Genomic DNA, 16,229 nt, shown 5'->3' on the forward strand with positions numbered 1-16,229 from the left:
TCTCACAGCAATAGACAAAAATTCCTACATGCAAAACTTCAAACCTGTGGGGGGGCTGTTGTCAAAACATCAATGCATTGGTCAGGTCGCCCATGGGCGCTTGCCCCCGCGCCTTCATGGCATCGTCACGTTGCTTGAGGCCATCCAGCACTTCCAGCTGATGCACCCGGCTAATCAGGCGCAGAATCGAAGCGGTGTCATACACCGTGTGATCCACCGTCCCCTTGCGTGCGAAAGGTGATACCACTAGAGCCGGAATCCTTGTACCCGGCCCCCAGCGATCACCTTTGGGCGGTGCAACGTGATCCCACCAGCCACCGTTTTCGTCCACGGTAAGCACGATCACCATGTTTTGCCATTGCGGGCTGTTGCGCAGCACCTTGAGCACACGGTCAAGGTGCCGGTCACCGGCAGCCACATCGGCATAGCCAGCGTGCAGGTTGAGGTTGCCCTGAGGCTTGTAGAAACTCACGGCAGGCAGGCTGCCAGCCTCGGCGTCAGCCAGAAAGCGGTTGCTGCCAGACTCATCGCCCAGGCCTGCGTCGCGCAGGCGCTTGCTGCGCTCCTGCGGGTTCTGCGGACCTTGTTGAACAAAGTAGTTGAATGGCTGGTGGTGGTACTGGAAGTTGGGGATCTTGGGGATCCCGTCCGAGCCCTTGAACTGCTCCAGCGTGGCCTGCCAGGCCCCCGCGTACCAGGCCCAGTCAATGTTCTTTTTGCTCAGTTTGTCGCCGATATGCTCATGGCTTTGTGGCACCAGTACGCTTGGCAGGTCGGGCTTGGCATAGTCGGGACGCTCGGGGTCGCGGATCCAGGTCGGCCAGTAAGGCGGCGCCATGGTGTTGACTGCAAAACCGTCCGGAGTAAGAGCGCTGGGACCGAACTGCGCGGCGCCGGTCATGGCGCTGGCCGGGGATTTGTCCAGAGGCTTCAAGCGTGTACCGGCAGGGTCATCGCCCTGCAAAACAGCAATCTGCGCCTCGGCAACAGAGGTATTCGCGTTCGGATAGAACGGCACCGCTGCGCTGATCAGGTATTGGTGGTTAAGGAACGAACCGCCAAAAGCCCCCTGGAAGAAGTTGTCGCACAGTACGAATTCACGGGCTACGTCCCACAGACGCAGCGAATACTGCGACTGGGCGTAGTAGCCCATGGGCAAGCCGCCGGAATCCCCCCAGGCCACGAACTGGTCGTTCTTGCCATCGTTGATCTGCATCTGGTTCTGATAGAACACATGCCACAGGTCGCGGGTCACCAGATTCAACGGCAGATCTTGCTGATTCGGCCCTTTCAGCGCGAAGGGGGCGTTGGGCAGGTTCTCCTGAAACTGCTCACCCGGCGCATAGGTCACGCCGTCTACCGTCTGCGGTCCCACTTGCAGCAGCCCGCCCCATATCGGTGGCAGGGTCTGTAGCAGGCTGCCATCACGGTCGCGTTGCTGGTAGTCGGCGGGTTTGAGGGCCGACAACGGCTTCTCGACACCGGGGAAGTTTGCAAACAGGTTGTTGAAGCTGCGGTTCTCGGCATAGATCACCACGATGGTCTTGACCTGTTCGTGGAGCTTTTTGTCCAGCTCGGCCGGGGTCAGCGGTTGCGGCCTGACGGGGGGTTCATGCTGACTGCTGCCGCAAGCGCTCAAGGTGGCCGCGCCAACGCCCAGTGCGGCAGCACCGGCGAGGAAGCGACGGCGGCTGCTGTCGGCCGGGCGTTGGGTGTCCTGGTCTTTCTTGTCGCTCATTGCGGCTTCCTGATTACACGTAACAAATTATTTCTGGCGGGCAGGCTAACAGGGGATTATGACGGGGAAGTTGCAGTGGATCGAAGCCACGAAGCATAAAAAAACGCCCCGGGCCGTTGCGGCTCGGAGCGTCTAAAACAAGCATGTTGCGGCGCCTGCATCGTGATGCAGGCTCGCGCCCACAGAGTGCGCTAGCCCTGCGCCTGCTTGACCTGGGCTTCCAGCTCGATCTTGAGCCCCGGGTCGAGCTTGAGCTGTTTGGCCAGCTCTTCCAGATAGGCGCGCTCCATGAAATGTTCTTCATCCACCAGAATCAGGCTGGCGATATACATTTCGGCCGCGATTTCCGGGGTGCTGGCAGCTCTGGCAACCTCTGCCGGGTCCAGCGGCTTGTTCAGTTCAGCTTGCAGCCATTGGCGCAATGCAGGGTCGCCATTGAGTTTGTTCAACTCGCCATCGATCAGTTGGCGCTCACGCTCATCCACATGCCCATCAGCCTTGGCAGCAGCCACCAGGGCCTTGAGGATCGCCTGGCTGTGTTGCTCCACTTGCGGCGCCGGAACACGGTCAATGGTTTGCGGCTCGGTCTGCGGTGCCGTGCCCTGATTGGCCTGCCAGTTGCCGTAGGCCTTGTAGGCCAGAACGCCCAGGGCGGCAAGGCCGCCATAGGTCAGTGCCTGACCACCGTATTTGCGCGCACTCTTGTTGCCCAGCAGCAGCCCCAGGGCACTGGCTGCCAGAGCGCCGCCACCCGCGCCGGAAAGCAGGCCGCCCAGGCCACCAGACCCGAGCAGGTCACCCAGGCCGCCTTTATCGTCACGGGAGGCGCTGCCTTGGGCGCCGGTTTTTTTCGCCAGCATCTGTTGGCCGGATTTAAGCAGTTGGTCGAGCAAACTCATAAGCATCCTCTCTTAACAGGGTCAGGGGGCGCCAGAAAACCCGCCCGCAGGCAGGTTTATCGTAAAGAGCACTGGCTATCAGTCGCGCAGGTCGGACTCATGAATCGGTTGGTCGCGATGGGTCGCGCGCTGGTACTGGGCTGGCCAGATGGCCTTTTTACCGCCCAGGTCATCGTCTGCATGCAACGGCCAATACGGGTCACGCAACAGTTCACGCGCCAGCAGGATCAGGTTGGCCTGCCCGGTACGCAAAATATGCTCGGCCTGGGCCGGTTCGGTGATCATGCCCACCGTACCGGTGGCAATGCAGGCCTCCTTGCGCACGCGCTCGGCAAAACGGGTCTGGTAGCCAGGCCCCACCGGAATCTCGGCATTGGCTGCGGTACCGCCCGAAGACACGTCGATCAGGTCCACGCCCAATGCCTTGAGGCGTCGTGCCAGTTCGACGGTTTCGTCAGGGTTCCAGCCGTCTTCCACCCAGTCGGTGGCCGAGACCCGCACAAACAGCGGTAGCTCCTGCGGCCATACACCGCGCACGGCCTCGGTGACTTCCAACACCAGACGGATGCGATTCTCGAACGAACCGCCGTATTGGTCACGTCGCTGGTTGCTCAACGGTGAAAGAAATTGATGCAACAAGTAACCATGAGCAGCATGTACTTCAACCACCGAGAAGCCAGCCTCCAGCGCTCGCTTGACGGCAGCCACGAACGCCTGGATAACCTCATTGATCTGGGTCTCGTCCAGTTGCACTGGCGCAGTGTGCTGTGGGTCGAAGGCAATGGGTGACGGCCCGACAGGCACCCAGCCGCCCTCCTCCACCTTGACGCTGCCATGCTTGCCCAACCAGGGGCGGTGGGTGCTGGCCTTACGCCCGGCATGGGCCAGCTGGATGCCGGCTACAGCGCCCTGGGAGCGAATAAAGCGGGTGATGCGTTGCAGGGGTTCAATCTGCTCGTCGTTCCACAGGCCCAGATCCTGGGCAGTGATACGGCCTTCGGGGGTGACGGCAGTGGCTTCGGTAAAAATCAGCCCGGCGCCGCCAACGGCACGGCTGCCCAGGTGGACCAGGTGCCAGTCATTTGCCAGCCCATCGACGCTGGAGTACTGGCACATTGGCGAGACCGCAATGCGGTTAAGAAGGGTCAGTTGGCGCAGGGTATAGGGTTCGAGCAGCAGACTCATGGGTCACCTCTAATTCCAGTGGGCAGGCTCCAAGTACTTCTGAAGAGCCTAGTCGACAACACTGGATGAGGGGGAGTTCATATCGCAACGGGACGTGGTGGTTTTGGTGGGAGCGGGCTTGCTCGCGATACGGGCACCGCGGCCTGTCAGGCCAACCGCGGTGAAAGCATCGCGAGCAAGCCCGCTCCCACAGGGGATTGGCGGATTAGCGCGGCTCGATATGGGCAATCATCAACTGTACGGTTTCGTTGCCGCGAAATTCGTTGAGGTCAAGCTTGTAGGCCAGTTCCACCCAGCGAATGGTCGGGTTCGGCCACACTTCGCGGTCGATCCCGAAAGCAATGCCGTCGAGCTTTACGCTGCCGCATTCGGTCTTGAGCACGACTTTCAAATGCCGCTCCCCCACGATGCGTTGCTCCACCAACTGGAATACCCCGTGGAACAGCGGTTCGGGAAAGTGCTGCCCCCATGGCCCGGCATTGCGCAGGGCACGCGCCAGCTCCAGGTGAAACTCTTCCACTGCCAGGCTGCCGTCAGACAGCATGCGCCCGGTCAGGTCTTCTTCACGCAATTGACGCCGCACTTCAGCATCAAAGGCCTCACAGAACAGCGGGAAGTTAGCCTCAGGCAAAGTCAGGCCAGCCGCCATGGCATGGCCACCGTATTTGCTGATCAAGTCCGGATGCTGTGCAGCCACCACACTCAGTGCATCACGAATATGAAAGCCCGGCACCGATCGGCCGGAGCCCTTGAGCATGCCATCCCCGGCATCGGCAAAGGCAAAAGTCGGGCGGAAGTAACGCTCCTTGAGCCGCGAAGCCAGAATTCCGATCACTCCCTGGTGCCACTCGGGGTCGAACAGGCACAGGCCAAACGGCATGCTGTCGATGGTCAGATCCTTGAGCTGGGCCAGCGCTTCACGTTGCATGCCCTGCTCGATGGATTTACGGTCCTGGTTCATTTCGTCCAGTTGCGCAGCCATTTCCCGTGCGGCATTGGCGTCATCGGTGAGCAGGCATTCGATACCCAGGCTCATGTCGTCCAGGCGCCCGGCGGCATTCAGGCGCGGCCCGAGGATAAAACCCAGGTCGGTGGAGGTAATTTTCGAATGGTCACGCTTGGCCACTTCCAGAATAGCCTTGAGCCCGGGCCGGGCACGCCCGGCACGGATGCGCTCAAGCCCCTGGTGTACCAGGATGCGGTTGTTCGCATCCAGCGGCACCACGTCCGCGACGCTGCCCAGCGCCACCAGATCCAGCAATTCGGCAATATTCGGCGCCTTGCTGTTCTGGTACCAGCCCAGGCTGTTCAAGCGCGCGCGCAAAGCGATCAGCACATAGAAGATCACCCCTACCCCCGCCAGCGCCTTGCTCGGGAACTCGCAGCCGGGCTGGTTGGGGTTGACGATGGCATCCGCGGCCGGCAATTCACTGCCCGGCAAGTGGTGGTCGGTAACCAGCACGCTCAAACCAGCTTTTTTGGCTGCGGCCACACCTTCGATACTGGAAATTCCGTTATCGACCGTGATCAACAGCTGCGGCGTACGGGTCAGCGCAACTTCGACGATTTCCGGGGTCAAGCCGTAGCCATATTCGAAGCGGTTAGGCACCAGGTAATCGACATGGGCCGCCCCCAGCAGGCGCAGACCCAGCATGCCCACGGTGCTGGCTGTGGCGCCATCGGCGTCAAAGTCGCCGACGATCAGGATGCGCTGGCGCTGCTCAAGCGCGACCACCAGCAAGTCCACCGCAGCATCGATGCCCTTGAGCTGCTGATACGGAATCAGCCGCGCCAGGCTCTTGTCCAGTTCTGCTTGCGACTGCACACCCCGAGCAGCGTAAAGACGGGTCAGCAGGGTTGGCATTTCGCCCAGAAAAGGCAGGGTTTCAGGCAGTGGACGAGGTTCGATGCGCATAAGCAGGTGAAGAGTCTCTAAGCGTAAAAAAGGGTTGGAACTTAGCCGCGTTCGCCTTGCAGCCACTGCAGTTGCACTTCGTGCTGGCCGCGATCGTCGGTCACGAAAATCGTGCCTTCGCTGATCATCACGTCCCACTTGATAACCCGTGGCATATCTTTGGCCAGCACCTCAAGAATCTCTTGCGGAACGGCTGCGATATTGACGTTCTTCAGGTTCTTGATTGCAGGAATCACCTTGCCTTCCCACACACGCAAGCTGCCATAGGCCAGCAGGCTGGTGCGCTCGGTACGGCGCGAGCACCAGGTCAGACGGTCGGCATCGGGCTGTCCGACTTCGATCCAGTGCAGAACACGGTCATCCAGGCTTTTTTCCCACAGGGCCGGTTCGTCTACATCTGACAGGCCTCGACCAAAAGACAGCTGCTCGTTGTACCAAAAAGCGTAGGCCAGAAGGCGCACAGTCATGCGTTCTTCGGTCTCCGAAGGGTGGCGGGCGATGGTCTGCTTGACGCTTTCATAGACCCCGCGATCGAGATCGGTAAGGTTGAGTTCAAACTTGTAGGTCGTGGACGGCTGTGCCATGAACGGGCTTCTTGATACGGAGAAAGGCGACAAGTCTAACCGATACACCGTGATTGAACGAATCGGCCAGCTTCTTGCCAGCCGCCAGCTATGTTAAAAGGCTGTACTCGCTCGCCCTTGGACAAGGATTCCACATGCCGCTCGCCACCAAACCCCTTTCAGGCCTTAAAGTTGTTGAATTGGGTACCCTGATCGCCGGGCCATTTGCATCGCGCATTTGCGCCGAGTTTGGCGCCCAGGTGATCAAGGTCGAATCTCCTGACGGCGGCGACCCGCTGCGAAAATGGCGCAAGCTGTATGAAGGCACATCGCTATGGTGGTTCGTCCAGGCGCGCAACAAAAAATCCCTGACCCTGAATCTAAAACACCCCGACGGTCTGAGCATTCTCAAGGAGCTGCTGACAGACGCCGATATTCTGATCGAAAACTTTCGCCCCGGGGTTCTGGAGAAACTCGGACTGGGTTGGGATGTGCTGCATGCACTGAACCCCAAGCTGGTGATGGTGCGCCTGTCCGGCTTTGGCCAGACCGGCCCGATGAAAGATCAGCCGGGGTTTGGTGCGGTCGGCGAATCCATGGGCGGGCTGCGTTATATCACCGGTTTCGAAGATCGTCCGCCAGTGCGCACGGGCATCTCGATTGGCGACTCGATTGCCGCTCTGTGGGGCGTGATCGGTGCCCTGATGGCTTTGCGTCATCGCGAGGTCAACGGCGGCCAGGGCCAGGTGGTAGACGTGGCCCTCTACGAAGCGATTTTTGCCATGATGGAAAGCATGGTGCCCGAGTTCGATGTATTCGGTTTCATCCGTGAACGTACCGGCAATATCATGCCGGGTATTACGCCCTCTTCCATCCATACCAGCCTGGACGGCAAGCACGTACAGATCGGCGCCAATGGCGACGCCATTTTCAAGCGCTTTATGCAGATTATCGGGCGCGACGATCTGGCCAACGACCCGGAGCTTGCACACAACGATGGTCGTGACGCACGCCGTGACGAACTGTATGGCGTGATTGACCGCTGGGTCGGCTCGCTGCCGCTGGCCACGGTACTTGAACAACTGGGCGCAGCGCAGGTGCCTGCCAGCCGTATTTTCTCGGCAGAAGACATGTTCAGCGATCCACAGTTTCTGGCCCGTGAAATGTTCCTGCAGGCCAAACTGCCTGACGGTAAAGACTTCAAGATGCCCGGTATCGTGCCAAGGCTCTCCGATACTCCGGGCACGGCAGATTGGGTAGGCCCCGAACTGGGTGCACATAACATCGAGGTGTTGAACGACCTGGGTTACGACGCTGCAGCAATCGCCAACCTCAAGCAAGCGGGCGCCATCTAGGCGTGTTGCCCATTTTTAGTGGCCACCCAAGGAGATCAGCAGCATGACCCAGCGTTCGACCTTGCGAAGACTTTGGGCAGGCCTGATCACCGCATTGTTTCTGGCCTGGGCCCCTGGCAGTCAGGCAGCACCCACACTCATCTGGTTGTTGCGCGACCTGCCACCGTTAACGGTGTTTCATGGCCCGCAAAAAGGTAAGGGGATAGTCGACCAGGTGATGCCAGCCCTGATCGCAGGCATGCCGCAATACCAGCACGTGATAATGCGGGTTAACCGGGCTCGGGCCCTGCAGATGCTTGAAGAACCCTCGCTGACCTGCGATCCGGCGCTGATCTGGAATCCCGCCCGCGCCCTCTCGATCGTTTACTCCGAGCCCGTTGCGATCATGCACAGCAATGGCATGGCCATACTGCGTGAGAATCAGCATTTGATCGAACCCTTTGTCCATGACGACAAGGTAGACCTGCCGGGGCTGCTCAAGGCGCAAACCCTCAAGCTTGGAGTCATTGCCAAACGCAGCTACGGAGTATTGATTGATAGCCAGCTGAAGCTGAGCCCGCCAGGCCAGATTGTCATGCATTACGGTAACGATCCGTTGGGCAGCCTGCTGCAAATGCAACATGCAGGCCGTATGCCGACGCTATTGGGCTACTGGCCAGAAATCCAGGCCAAGGCCAGTCAGCAAGGTTTGTCATCCGACGAACTGCTGTTTTATCCGATCCAGGGCGCCCCGGAATATCAGTCGATTTACGTTGGCTGCTCGGACACTGCGCAAGGACGTGAGGTCATTCGCAGGGTCAATTCGATACTCACCACATTGGGTTCGCCATCCCTGTCTTACCTGGATGAGCAATGACACGTACGCATAAAAAAACCCCGAGCAGTGGGGAGGCTGCTCGGGGTTTAACAGGGTCATGATAACCCGCTCAACAGGCTACAAGTATCGGAGCAATAAACTTGCTCCTGCTGATGAAAAATCTGACAAACCAAACCTGCTGGAAGTTCCCCCGGTACTGGCAATTAATCTGCATTCGCGCCATCAGCACTTATCTGCTGTAGCTCGAAGGCGCCCAACAATTGCCCCAGCGCCCCTATGGTCACGGGTTTTGACAGACACCCCAGCACCCTGAGACCTTGACTGCGGGCCACTCTGGCCGCCCTCTCGACCACCGGAGGTGCAGCAGCACTCAAAATGATCAACGCTGCAGCTTTGCGTTCAAGGGCCAACTCGCTGATCAGCTCCTGCCCTGATGCCCCTTCCATATACAAATCACAAATGGCCACGTCTATGGCACCGCGCCTGAGCAAGGACTCGCGGGCGCAATCAACGCTTTCGGCCGTCAACACGTCAAAAATGCGGAAGGCGTTCAACATCTGATGCAACACCATTAATTGAAACGGGTTGTCTTCAAGAATCAATACTTTCAAAGATCGCATCATGGGCCTTCAGGCATAAACCTAGCGCTACAGAGGAGGTAAACCTTAGTGGGCTCAACACTCAATACACATAGGACATATCTGTAAATACCATAGGAATCCACAACGCCTTTCATTTACTGGATCAAACCAGCTTACTGATCCCACTTTTTAGCTTCAGATTTGTCGAACCATCCTCCTACCAGCCCCTCCAGACGCCCAGTCTCTGAATAAAACGGAACAACCCACTGATAGATTTCCATGCCTCCGGACTTAAACTCCACCCAACGTTTTTGGTAACAGGGTTTGCGGCTTTGAATCATGCGCATTATTTCCCGCTGGAGCTTCTCGGCCAGCTCCTTCGAAAACAAATCAACATCAGTCACCTTCAACCCGCGAATCCGTCCCAACTGGACTGATAAACGCTGCTCATAGCTTTGATTGCAGGTAATCAGCTCTCCCTCCAGGCCAACCACGAAAATCGGGCTGGGAATGCCATCCAGAAAGCGGTGACTGAGCCCCAACTGCTCATTCAGGGTTTTCTCGGATTGACGCGCAATAATCAGTTGCCTGCGCAGAAACCAGTTGTACACAAACAACATAAGCCCGGCCGCAATCAAGACCGCTATCGCCCAATAAAGACGGGCTGAGTGATACAGGCCACTCTCGATGATCAGCGGTTTGCCCACCCCCCCCAGCCACTTGGTTCTCAGCGCCCGAATCTCGGCCATGGGCATGGCTTCCAACGCCTTGTTCATGATGCTGAAAAGCTCCGGGTATAGAACAGGGACCGAAAAGCTGGCGGCAGCCCATTGCCCGTCAACACTGCGTCCGACCTTGAGGCGCCCCGGTGGGTAAAGATGAGCCTGTGTCTCTGTTTGTATCGTCGCATCTGCCTCGCCATTGGCGACCGCGTGACGTGCCTGGGCGTAGGTATCAACCAGATGCAAGGTGATTGCGGGGTATTCACGTCGAATCAAGTCTTCGAGGGCATGCCTGGCTGGAAGCGCCAGAACCTTGCCGGCCAGTTCGTCCAATGAACCCAGCCGGGAATCATTGACTCGTACAACAAACACCCAGGGTGCCCCACCGTAGGAATAGGTGAAGTTCAAAAAAGCTTTGCGCTCACGACTTCTGGAGAGGCTTGAGTTCATCAGTGCCTCGCCACTTTTGAGCATGTCGAGGATTTGTACCGTTGAAAACGCTTCTTTATGTACAAACTGCAACCCGGTCATGCGAGAAATTCGCGCCAGAATATCCACACTCAGCCCTACCCAACGACCGTCCCCGGTCTTGAATGCGTACAAGGGGAACTGCTGGGTCGCCAGGGCTACAACCGGATTGCGCTGGATCCACTCAAGCTCGCCAGGCAGCAGGTTGATATGCGATTGAACAGCGTGCCCTTCAAGCCCGATGATCCAGCGTGAAAGCACCATGCGCGATGTATTGTCATCAAGGCTGCCCAGCGCGCGGTTGATCAGCAACCCAAGTTCGGGGTCAGAGAGGCGTGTAGCAAATGCAAATCCGGAGGATGGCAAGGCGCTATCACCGATAATGCGCACCCCCGAATGAGGCCGGACACTTTTGAATGACTGCACGATAAGTTCATTGCCGATAAACCCGTCGATATCCCCCTCAACCAGCGCGTCCATTGCATTATGCAGGTCACTGATGGTGGTGATTTCACTGTCAGGGTAAAACGCCTGGGCGGTATGAATATCGACGTAGCCCTCCATAAAGCCGATTTTTTTCCCGACCCAGTTTTTGACCGGCTCTTCCTCACATGAGCGACAAACGATAACCAGTCGATCAGTCATGTACTCCCGGGAAAAAGCTACACCTTCAATCCCTCGCTCAAACCCGCTGGCGCTGGCCAGAATATCGATATTGCCGGCCAGCAGCTCTGCAACGGCCTGATCACGACGCCTGTAGCCCAGGACTTCAACAGGCACGCCCAACGTGTCTCGAACGATGCTCAGGTAATCTGCGCTGATGCCCTGATAGTTATTGCGGTCGTCGGTGATGTCGACCGGTTCGTAATCACCGATGGCGATACCAACCCGTAGCGTTCCATGATTGGCCAGCCATTGCCGCTCCGGGGCATCCAGTTGCAGAGGCTGGATATCCACAAAGCGTGTTGCGAGCCTGAAAGGCGTTCCGGAAGCGCCCATCACCGGCAGGGCCAGGCTCAACAAGGCCATGCCCAGCACTATGCGCATCCATGATTCAAATGTCTGGTGAATACGTGACATGACAGCATCCTTGACCGGGTATTCGCCAGCACAGAAGGGGCGAAGACCTGGCAAGTTTGCCATGCACCAATAAAAAAGCCCGTCAGATGACGGGCTTCAAATTACGTAAGACGAATGCCGTTAAAGCGGCTTGCCACGGTTGCCATGCTGGCTGACAAAGCCCTGGACAGCCTTGAGGTCATTAGCCAGTACGGTGTAACGCTCCTCTCGCTCAAACAAGTCAGAAAGGTGAGACGGCAGTTCGAGCGCTTTTCCTATGCCGGCTTTTTCAACCGCTTCAGGGAACTTGACCGGATGTGCCGTGCCCAGAATGACCATCGGGATATCCAGACTGCGACGGCATTCACGGGCCGCACGCACGCCGATAGCGGTGTGCGGATCGAGCACTTCGCCGCTTTCGACAAATACCTGAGCGATGGTTTCGCAGGTTTGCTCATCATCAACCGCCAGCGAATCAAACAGACGACGCGCTTCGGTCCAGCGATCTTCATCAACGCTGAAATTACCGGTTTGCTTGAAGGTATCCATCAGACCGGCAACGGCTGCGCCATTGCGACCATGAAGGTCGAACAGCAAGCGCTCGAAGTTCGACGACACCATGATGTCCATCGACGGCGACAGAGTCGCGTGCAAGGTGTCCTTGGCGTACTGATTGCCGCTCATGAAGCGGTGCAGGATGTCGTTGCGGTTGGTGGCAACGATCAGCTGGTTGATCGGCAGGCCCATGTTGCGTGCCAGGTAGCCCGCAAAGATGTCGCCGAAGTTGCCGGTAGGCACCGAGAACGACACGGAACGGTGTGGCCCGCCCAGTTGCAGGGAGGCATGGAAGTAGTAAACGATCTGGGCCATGATCCGCGCCCAGTTGATCGAGTTTACGGCGACCAGGCGTGTACCCTTGAGGAAACCCTGGTCGGCGAAGCTGGCCTTGACCATTTCCTGGCAGTCATCGAAGTTGCCTTCGATGGCGATGTTATGAATGTTGTCACCGAACAGCGTGGTCATCTGCCGACGCTGGACTTCCGATACCCGGTTGTTGGGGTGCAGGATAAAGATGTCGACGTTTTCGCAATGCTTGCAGCCTTCGATCGCCGCCGAACCGGTATCCCCGGAAGTCGCGCCGACAATCACTACACGCTCGCCACGTTTTGCCAGCACGTAATCGAGCAAGCGGCCGAGCAGTTGCAGGGCGAAATCCTTGAACGCCAGGGTCGGACCGTGGAACAGCTCAAGTACCCATTCATTGCCGTTTAGCTGACGCAGTGGCGCTACAGCTGCGTGGGAAAACGCGCCGTAGGTTTCTTCGAGAATCTTTTTGAAGTCTGCATCCGGAATGCTGCCGGTCACGAACGGGCGCATAACCCGAAAGGCCAGTTCGTGGTAAGGCAAACCGGCCCAGGAAGCGATTTCTTCCTGGGTAAAGCGCGGCAGGTTTTCCGGTACATACAAACCGCCATCACTGGCCAGACCGGCCAGCAACACATCTTCAAAATTCAGGGCCGGTGCCTGGCCACGGGTACTGATATAGCGCATGGGTTCAAACCTTCGGTTTGAGCGCCAAGCGGTTTAGCGCCAGGCAACAAGTAAAAGCCGATGTGCTCTTGCTTGCCGCTTGCCGCTGCCGCTTGCCGCTCTTAATTAATTAAGATGCTCAACGCGGATGCGAACGACCGGACCCACAACGCCCTGCAATGCTTCAAGCGCGGCAATGGCATCGTTGATGTGCTGTTCAATTACCCGATGGGTCAACAGGATCATTGGCACCAGGCCGTCATGCTCTTCGACTTCTTTCTGCATGATCGATTCGATGTTGATGCCGCGCTCGGACAAGATGCTCGCTACCTGGGCCAATACGCCCGGGTGATCTTTGGCCTGGATGCGCAGGTAGTAGGCGCTTTCGCACGCTTCGATCGGCAGGATCGGATGGTCGGAGAGCAGATCCGGCTGGAAGGCCAGGTGCGGTACGCGGTTTTCCGGGTCGCTGGTCATGGCACGCACCACGTCTACCAGGTCGGCAACCACGGACGAAGCCGTTGGTTCCATACCGGCGCCAGCACCATAGAACAGGGTCGAACCGGCAGCGTCACCGTTGACCATGACTGCGTTCATTACGCCGTTGACGTTGGCGATCAGGCGGTCAGCCGGAATCAGCGTCGGGTGAACCCGCAACTCGATGCCGTTGGCCGTGCTGCGTGCAACACCCAGATGCTTGATGCGATAACCCAGCGCCTCTGCGTAATTCACATCAGCGGTTGTCAGTTTGGTAATGCCTTCGGTGTAGGCCTTGTCGAACTGCAACGGGATACCGAAAGCAATCGACGCCAGAATGGTCAGTTTGTGCGCCGCATCGATACCTTCAACGTCAAACGTCGGATCTGCCTCGGCATAACCCAGCGCTTGTGCTTCAGCCAGCACGTCTTCGAACGTACGGCCTTTTTCGCGCATTTCGGTGAGGATGAAGTTACCGGTACCGTTGATGATGCCCGCCACCCAGTTGATACGATTGGCCGAGAGACCTTCACGGATCGCCTTGATCACCGGGATACCGCCTGCAACGGCCGCTTCGAACGCCACGATCACGCCCTTTTCCTGGGCTTTGGCGAAGATTTCATTACCGTGAACGGCAATCAGCGCCTTGTTCGCGGTCACGACATGCTTGCCGTTTTCGATGGCCTTGAGCACCAGTTCACGGGCGATGGTGTAACCACCAATCAGCTCGATAACAATGTCGATTTCAGGGTTGGTCGCAACAGCGAATACATCGTTGGTAATGGGGGTACCGGTAATGTCGCACTGAGGGTTTGGCGTACGCATTGCAATTTGCGCAACCTGGATACCACGCCCGGCACGGCGGGCAATCTCCTCGGCGTTACGCTTTAGTACGTTGAAGGTGCCGCCACCGACGGTCCCGAGCCCACAGATACCTACTTTGACCGGATTCACGCTGAACTCCCCATAAAACGGCCGACTCAAGGTCGGCCGTGAAAAACAACCGTGGATTGCCACGGTTCTCTATTAATGGCCGGGCAACTGAACTGCCCCGCCATGATCGTCACAGGCTTATCGTGACGACACTGGATTATTTAACACTGAGTGCCAGCTTGCCAACCTGCGCAGCAGGCTGATAACCCGGAATCACCTGACCGTCAGCCAAAACGATGGCTGGCGTGCCATTGACGCCGATGGACTGGCCCATGGCGAACTGCTTGGCAACCGGATTGGCGCATTTTGGCGCCTCGACGGTTTTACCATCAGTCATCTTGTCCATCGCCGTTTTTTTGTCCTTGGAACACCACACCGCCTGCAGCTGCTGGTCACCCGGTGAGCCGAGGCCCTGACGCGGGAACGCAACATAGCGCACTTCAATCCCCATCTTGTTCAGTTGCGGGACTTCGGCATGCAATTTGTGGCAATACGGGCAAGTGGTGTCGGTAAATACCGTGATATGCGACTTGGTTTCGCCGATGGCAGGGTAAACGACGGTCTCTGCCACCGGAATGCCATTAATCAACTTGGCCACGCCAACACGTTCGGCCTGCTCGGTCAGGTTCACCGGCTTGCCGTCCTTGAGCTGGAACATGTAGCCCTGAACGATGAACTGGCCATCGGCACTGGCATACAGCACGCGGCTGCCCTTGAGCTTGACTTCATACAGGCCGGCCATGGGGCTGGCACTGATGCTCTCGACCGGCACATCCAGTTGCAGGGTTTCGAGGCTCTTGCGGATTGCTTGTTCGGCGCCGGTATCGGCGAACGAGAAGGTGCTGACCAACGCAATGGCTGCGGCGGCGAAAATCTGGATCACACGCATGGGAACTCCTGAAGACGGGCAAAGCTGCCAACCCCGATACCCGTCCTGAAACAACGGGTTTGGGCGGCGCGCTTTCTAAACCGGCAAAGCCTACCACAGATGGCCTGCATGACCGACTCCGACTAGCCACGCGGGTGATGGAGGGCATGCAGGTCCTGCAGTCGGGCACGGGCAACATGGGTGTAAATCTGTGTCGTCGAGAGGTCGCTGTGCCCCAGCAGCATTTGCACCACACGCAAATCGGCGCCGTGATTGAGCAAATGGGTGGCGAAGGCATGGCGCAAGGTATGTGGCGACAGCGACTTGTCGATCCCGGCCACCCTGGCCTGATGCTTGATGCGATGCCAGAAGGTCTGGCGGGTCATCTGTTCACCGCGCTGACTGGGAAACAGCACATCACTGGGGCGACCGCCCAGCAGCTCATGCCGGGCATCGCGCATGTAGCGCTCGACCCGGACGATGGCCTCCTCCCCCATCGGCACCAGGCGTTCCTTGCTGCCCTTGCCCATCACGCGCAAAACGCCCTGGCGCAGGTTGACCTGCTCCAGAGTCAGGCTGATCAATTCGGTTACGCGCAGGCCACAGGCATACAGTACTTCAAGCATGGCCCGATCACGCTGGCCGATAGCCTCACTCAGATCAGGGGCGGCGAGCAGCGCTTCTACGTCTGCCTCTGACAGGGACTTGGGTAATGGCCTGCCCAACTGGGGCATATCGACCTGCAAGGTAGGGTCGACGGCAATCAGGTTTTCTCGCAGCAGATAACGATAGAAGCCACGCAAACCTGAGAGCAAGCGCGCAGTCGAGCGAGGCTTGTAGCCCTGCTCCAGGCGCCAGGCGAGATGATCGAGGATCAACTCGCGCCCGGCGCTGGCCACAGCGATACCGCGCTCCTGCAACCAGCCATTGAATAAGGCCAGGTCACTGCGATAAGCACCGCGGGTGTTGTCCGACAGGCCTTTTTCCAGCCACAGGGCATCCAGAAAACGGTCGATAAGTGGGTCGTCTATAGCGGGCATTGGCTCTCGAAACGCACAGGCCGGAGGCTGCGCACAAATATAAAGTGAACTGCAAAAGTGAGCGCTAGTCTTTCATGGC

At 58.1% G+C, this 16,229-nt stretch carries 13 protein-coding genes; 2 read left to right on the forward strand and 11 right to left on the reverse strand.

What is annotated here, in order from left to right; all coding sequences use genetic code 11:
* Nucleotides 1–61: 61 nt before the first annotated feature.
* The 5 genes from HBN79_RS11675 to HBN79_RS11695 form a co-directional block, all read right to left on the reverse strand.
* The gene (locus HBN79_RS11675; protein ID WP_095001264.1) at nt 62–1,738 is read right to left on the reverse strand and encodes an acid phosphatase; all 1,677 of its coding nucleotides are present in this window, start codon (nt 1,736–1,738) and stop codon (nt 62–64) included.
* 191 nt (nt 1,739–1,929) lie between these two features.
* Nucleotides 1,930–2,637, reverse strand: a complete 708-nt coding sequence (locus HBN79_RS11680; RefSeq protein WP_095018194.1) for a tellurite resistance TerB family protein — start codon at nt 2,635–2,637, stop codon at nt 1,930–1,932.
* A gap of 78 nt (nt 2,638–2,715) precedes the next feature.
* On the reverse strand, nt 2,716–3,822 hold the full coding sequence (locus HBN79_RS11685; protein WP_169916742.1) for an NADH:flavin oxidoreductase/NADH oxidase: 1,107 nt from the start codon (nt 3,820–3,822) through the stop codon (nt 2,716–2,718).
* 205 nt (nt 3,823–4,027) lie between these two features.
* Nucleotides 4,028–5,737 (reverse strand): single-stranded-DNA-specific exonuclease RecJ, encoded by a 1,710-nt coding sequence (gene recJ / locus HBN79_RS11690; protein WP_095018196.1) that lies wholly within the window; start codon nt 5,735–5,737, stop codon nt 4,028–4,030.
* Nucleotides 5,738–5,778: 41 nt separating this feature from the next.
* The gene (locus HBN79_RS11695; RefSeq protein WP_016781928.1) at nt 5,779–6,321 is read right to left on the reverse strand and encodes a YaeQ family protein; all 543 of its coding nucleotides are present in this window, start codon (nt 6,319–6,321) and stop codon (nt 5,779–5,781) included.
* 134 nt (nt 6,322–6,455) lie between these two features.
* Between HBN79_RS11695 and HBN79_RS11700 the strand changes: the two genes are divergently transcribed.
* Both HBN79_RS11700 and HBN79_RS11705 read left to right on the forward strand, forming a co-directional pair.
* Complete coding sequence (locus tag HBN79_RS11700; protein WP_095001260.1) at nt 6,456–7,655, forward strand: CaiB/BaiF CoA-transferase family protein; 1,200 nt, start codon at nt 6,456–6,458, stop codon at nt 7,653–7,655.
* 43 nt (nt 7,656–7,698) lie between these two features.
* Nucleotides 7,699–8,511: a TIGR02285 family protein gene (locus HBN79_RS11705; protein ID WP_095001259.1), complete on the forward strand. Its 813-nt coding sequence runs from the start codon at nt 7,699–7,701 to the stop codon at nt 8,509–8,511.
* Between the two features lie 164 nt (nt 8,512–8,675).
* Here the strand turns inward: HBN79_RS11705 and HBN79_RS11710 are convergent, their stop codons facing one another.
* The 6 genes from HBN79_RS11710 to xerD form a co-directional block, all read right to left on the reverse strand.
* Nucleotides 8,676–9,095: a response regulator gene (locus tag HBN79_RS11710; RefSeq protein WP_095001258.1), complete on the reverse strand. Its 420-nt coding sequence runs from the start codon at nt 9,093–9,095 to the stop codon at nt 8,676–8,678.
* Nucleotides 9,096–9,226: 131 nt separating this feature from the next.
* Entirely contained in the window at nt 9,227–11,323 is a 2,097-nt protein-coding gene (locus HBN79_RS11715; protein WP_095001257.1) for a transporter substrate-binding domain-containing protein, read from the reverse strand.
* 120 nt (nt 11,324–11,443) lie between these two features.
* Nucleotides 11,444–12,853: a threonine synthase gene (gene thrC / locus HBN79_RS11720; protein WP_095001256.1), complete on the reverse strand. Its 1,410-nt coding sequence runs from the start codon at nt 12,851–12,853 to the stop codon at nt 11,444–11,446.
* A 105-nt stretch (nt 12,854–12,958) separates the two neighbouring features.
* Nucleotides 12,959–14,263, reverse strand: a complete 1,305-nt coding sequence (locus HBN79_RS11725) for a homoserine dehydrogenase (RefSeq protein WP_016781922.1) — start codon at nt 14,261–14,263, stop codon at nt 12,959–12,961.
* A 136-nt stretch (nt 14,264–14,399) separates the two neighbouring features.
* Entirely contained in the window at nt 14,400–15,131 is a 732-nt protein-coding gene (locus HBN79_RS11730; RefSeq protein ID WP_095001255.1) for a DsbC family protein, read from the reverse strand.
* Nucleotides 15,132–15,253: 122 nt separating this feature from the next.
* A complete protein-coding gene (xerD, locus tag HBN79_RS11735) occupies nt 15,254–16,150 on the reverse strand; it encodes a site-specific tyrosine recombinase XerD (protein ID WP_095001254.1) in 897 nt (298 codons plus the stop codon).
* Nucleotides 16,151–16,229: the final 79 nt, after the last annotated feature.

It is taken from the genome of Pseudomonas sp. WS 5051, from assembly GCF_012985715.1.
Taxonomy (GTDB): Bacteria; Pseudomonadota; Gammaproteobacteria; order Pseudomonadales; family Pseudomonadaceae; genus Aquipseudomonas; species Aquipseudomonas bubulae.

Coding starts and splice junctions, on each gene's coding strand:
- HBN79_RS11675 (WP_095001264.1), bottom strand. CDS start 1,738: ATGAGCGACAAGAAAGACCAGGACACCCAACGCCCGGCCGACAGCAGC.
- HBN79_RS11680 (WP_095018194.1), bottom strand. CDS start 2,637: ATGAGTTTGCTCGACCAACTGCTTAAATCCGGCCAACAGATGCTGGCG.
- HBN79_RS11685 (WP_169916742.1), bottom strand. CDS start 3,822: ATGAGTCTGCTGCTCGAACCCTATACCCTGCGCCAACTGACCCTTCTT.
- recJ (WP_095018196.1), bottom strand. CDS start 5,737: ATGCGCATCGAACCTCGTCCACTGCCTGAAACCCTGCCTTTTCTGGGC.
- HBN79_RS11695 (WP_016781928.1), bottom strand. CDS start 6,321: ATGGCACAGCCGTCCACGACCTACAAGTTTGAACTCAACCTTACCGAT.
- HBN79_RS11700 (WP_095001260.1), top strand. CDS start 6,456: ATGCCGCTCGCCACCAAACCCCTTTCAGGCCTTAAAGTTGTTGAATTG.
- HBN79_RS11705 (WP_095001259.1), top strand. CDS start 7,699: ATGACCCAGCGTTCGACCTTGCGAAGACTTTGGGCAGGCCTGATCACC.
- HBN79_RS11710 (WP_095001258.1), bottom strand. CDS start 9,095: ATGATGCGATCTTTGAAAGTATTGATTCTTGAAGACAACCCGTTTCAA.
- HBN79_RS11715 (WP_095001257.1), bottom strand. CDS start 11,323: ATGTCACGTATTCACCAGACATTTGAATCATGGATGCGCATAGTGCTG.
- thrC (WP_095001256.1), bottom strand. CDS start 12,853: ATGCGCTATATCAGTACCCGTGGCCAGGCACCGGCCCTGAATTTTGAA.
- HBN79_RS11730 (WP_095001255.1), bottom strand. CDS start 15,131: ATGCGTGTGATCCAGATTTTCGCCGCCGCAGCCATTGCGTTGGTCAGC.
- xerD (WP_095001254.1), bottom strand. CDS start 16,150: ATGCCCGCTATAGACGACCCACTTATCGACCGTTTTCTGGATGCCCTG.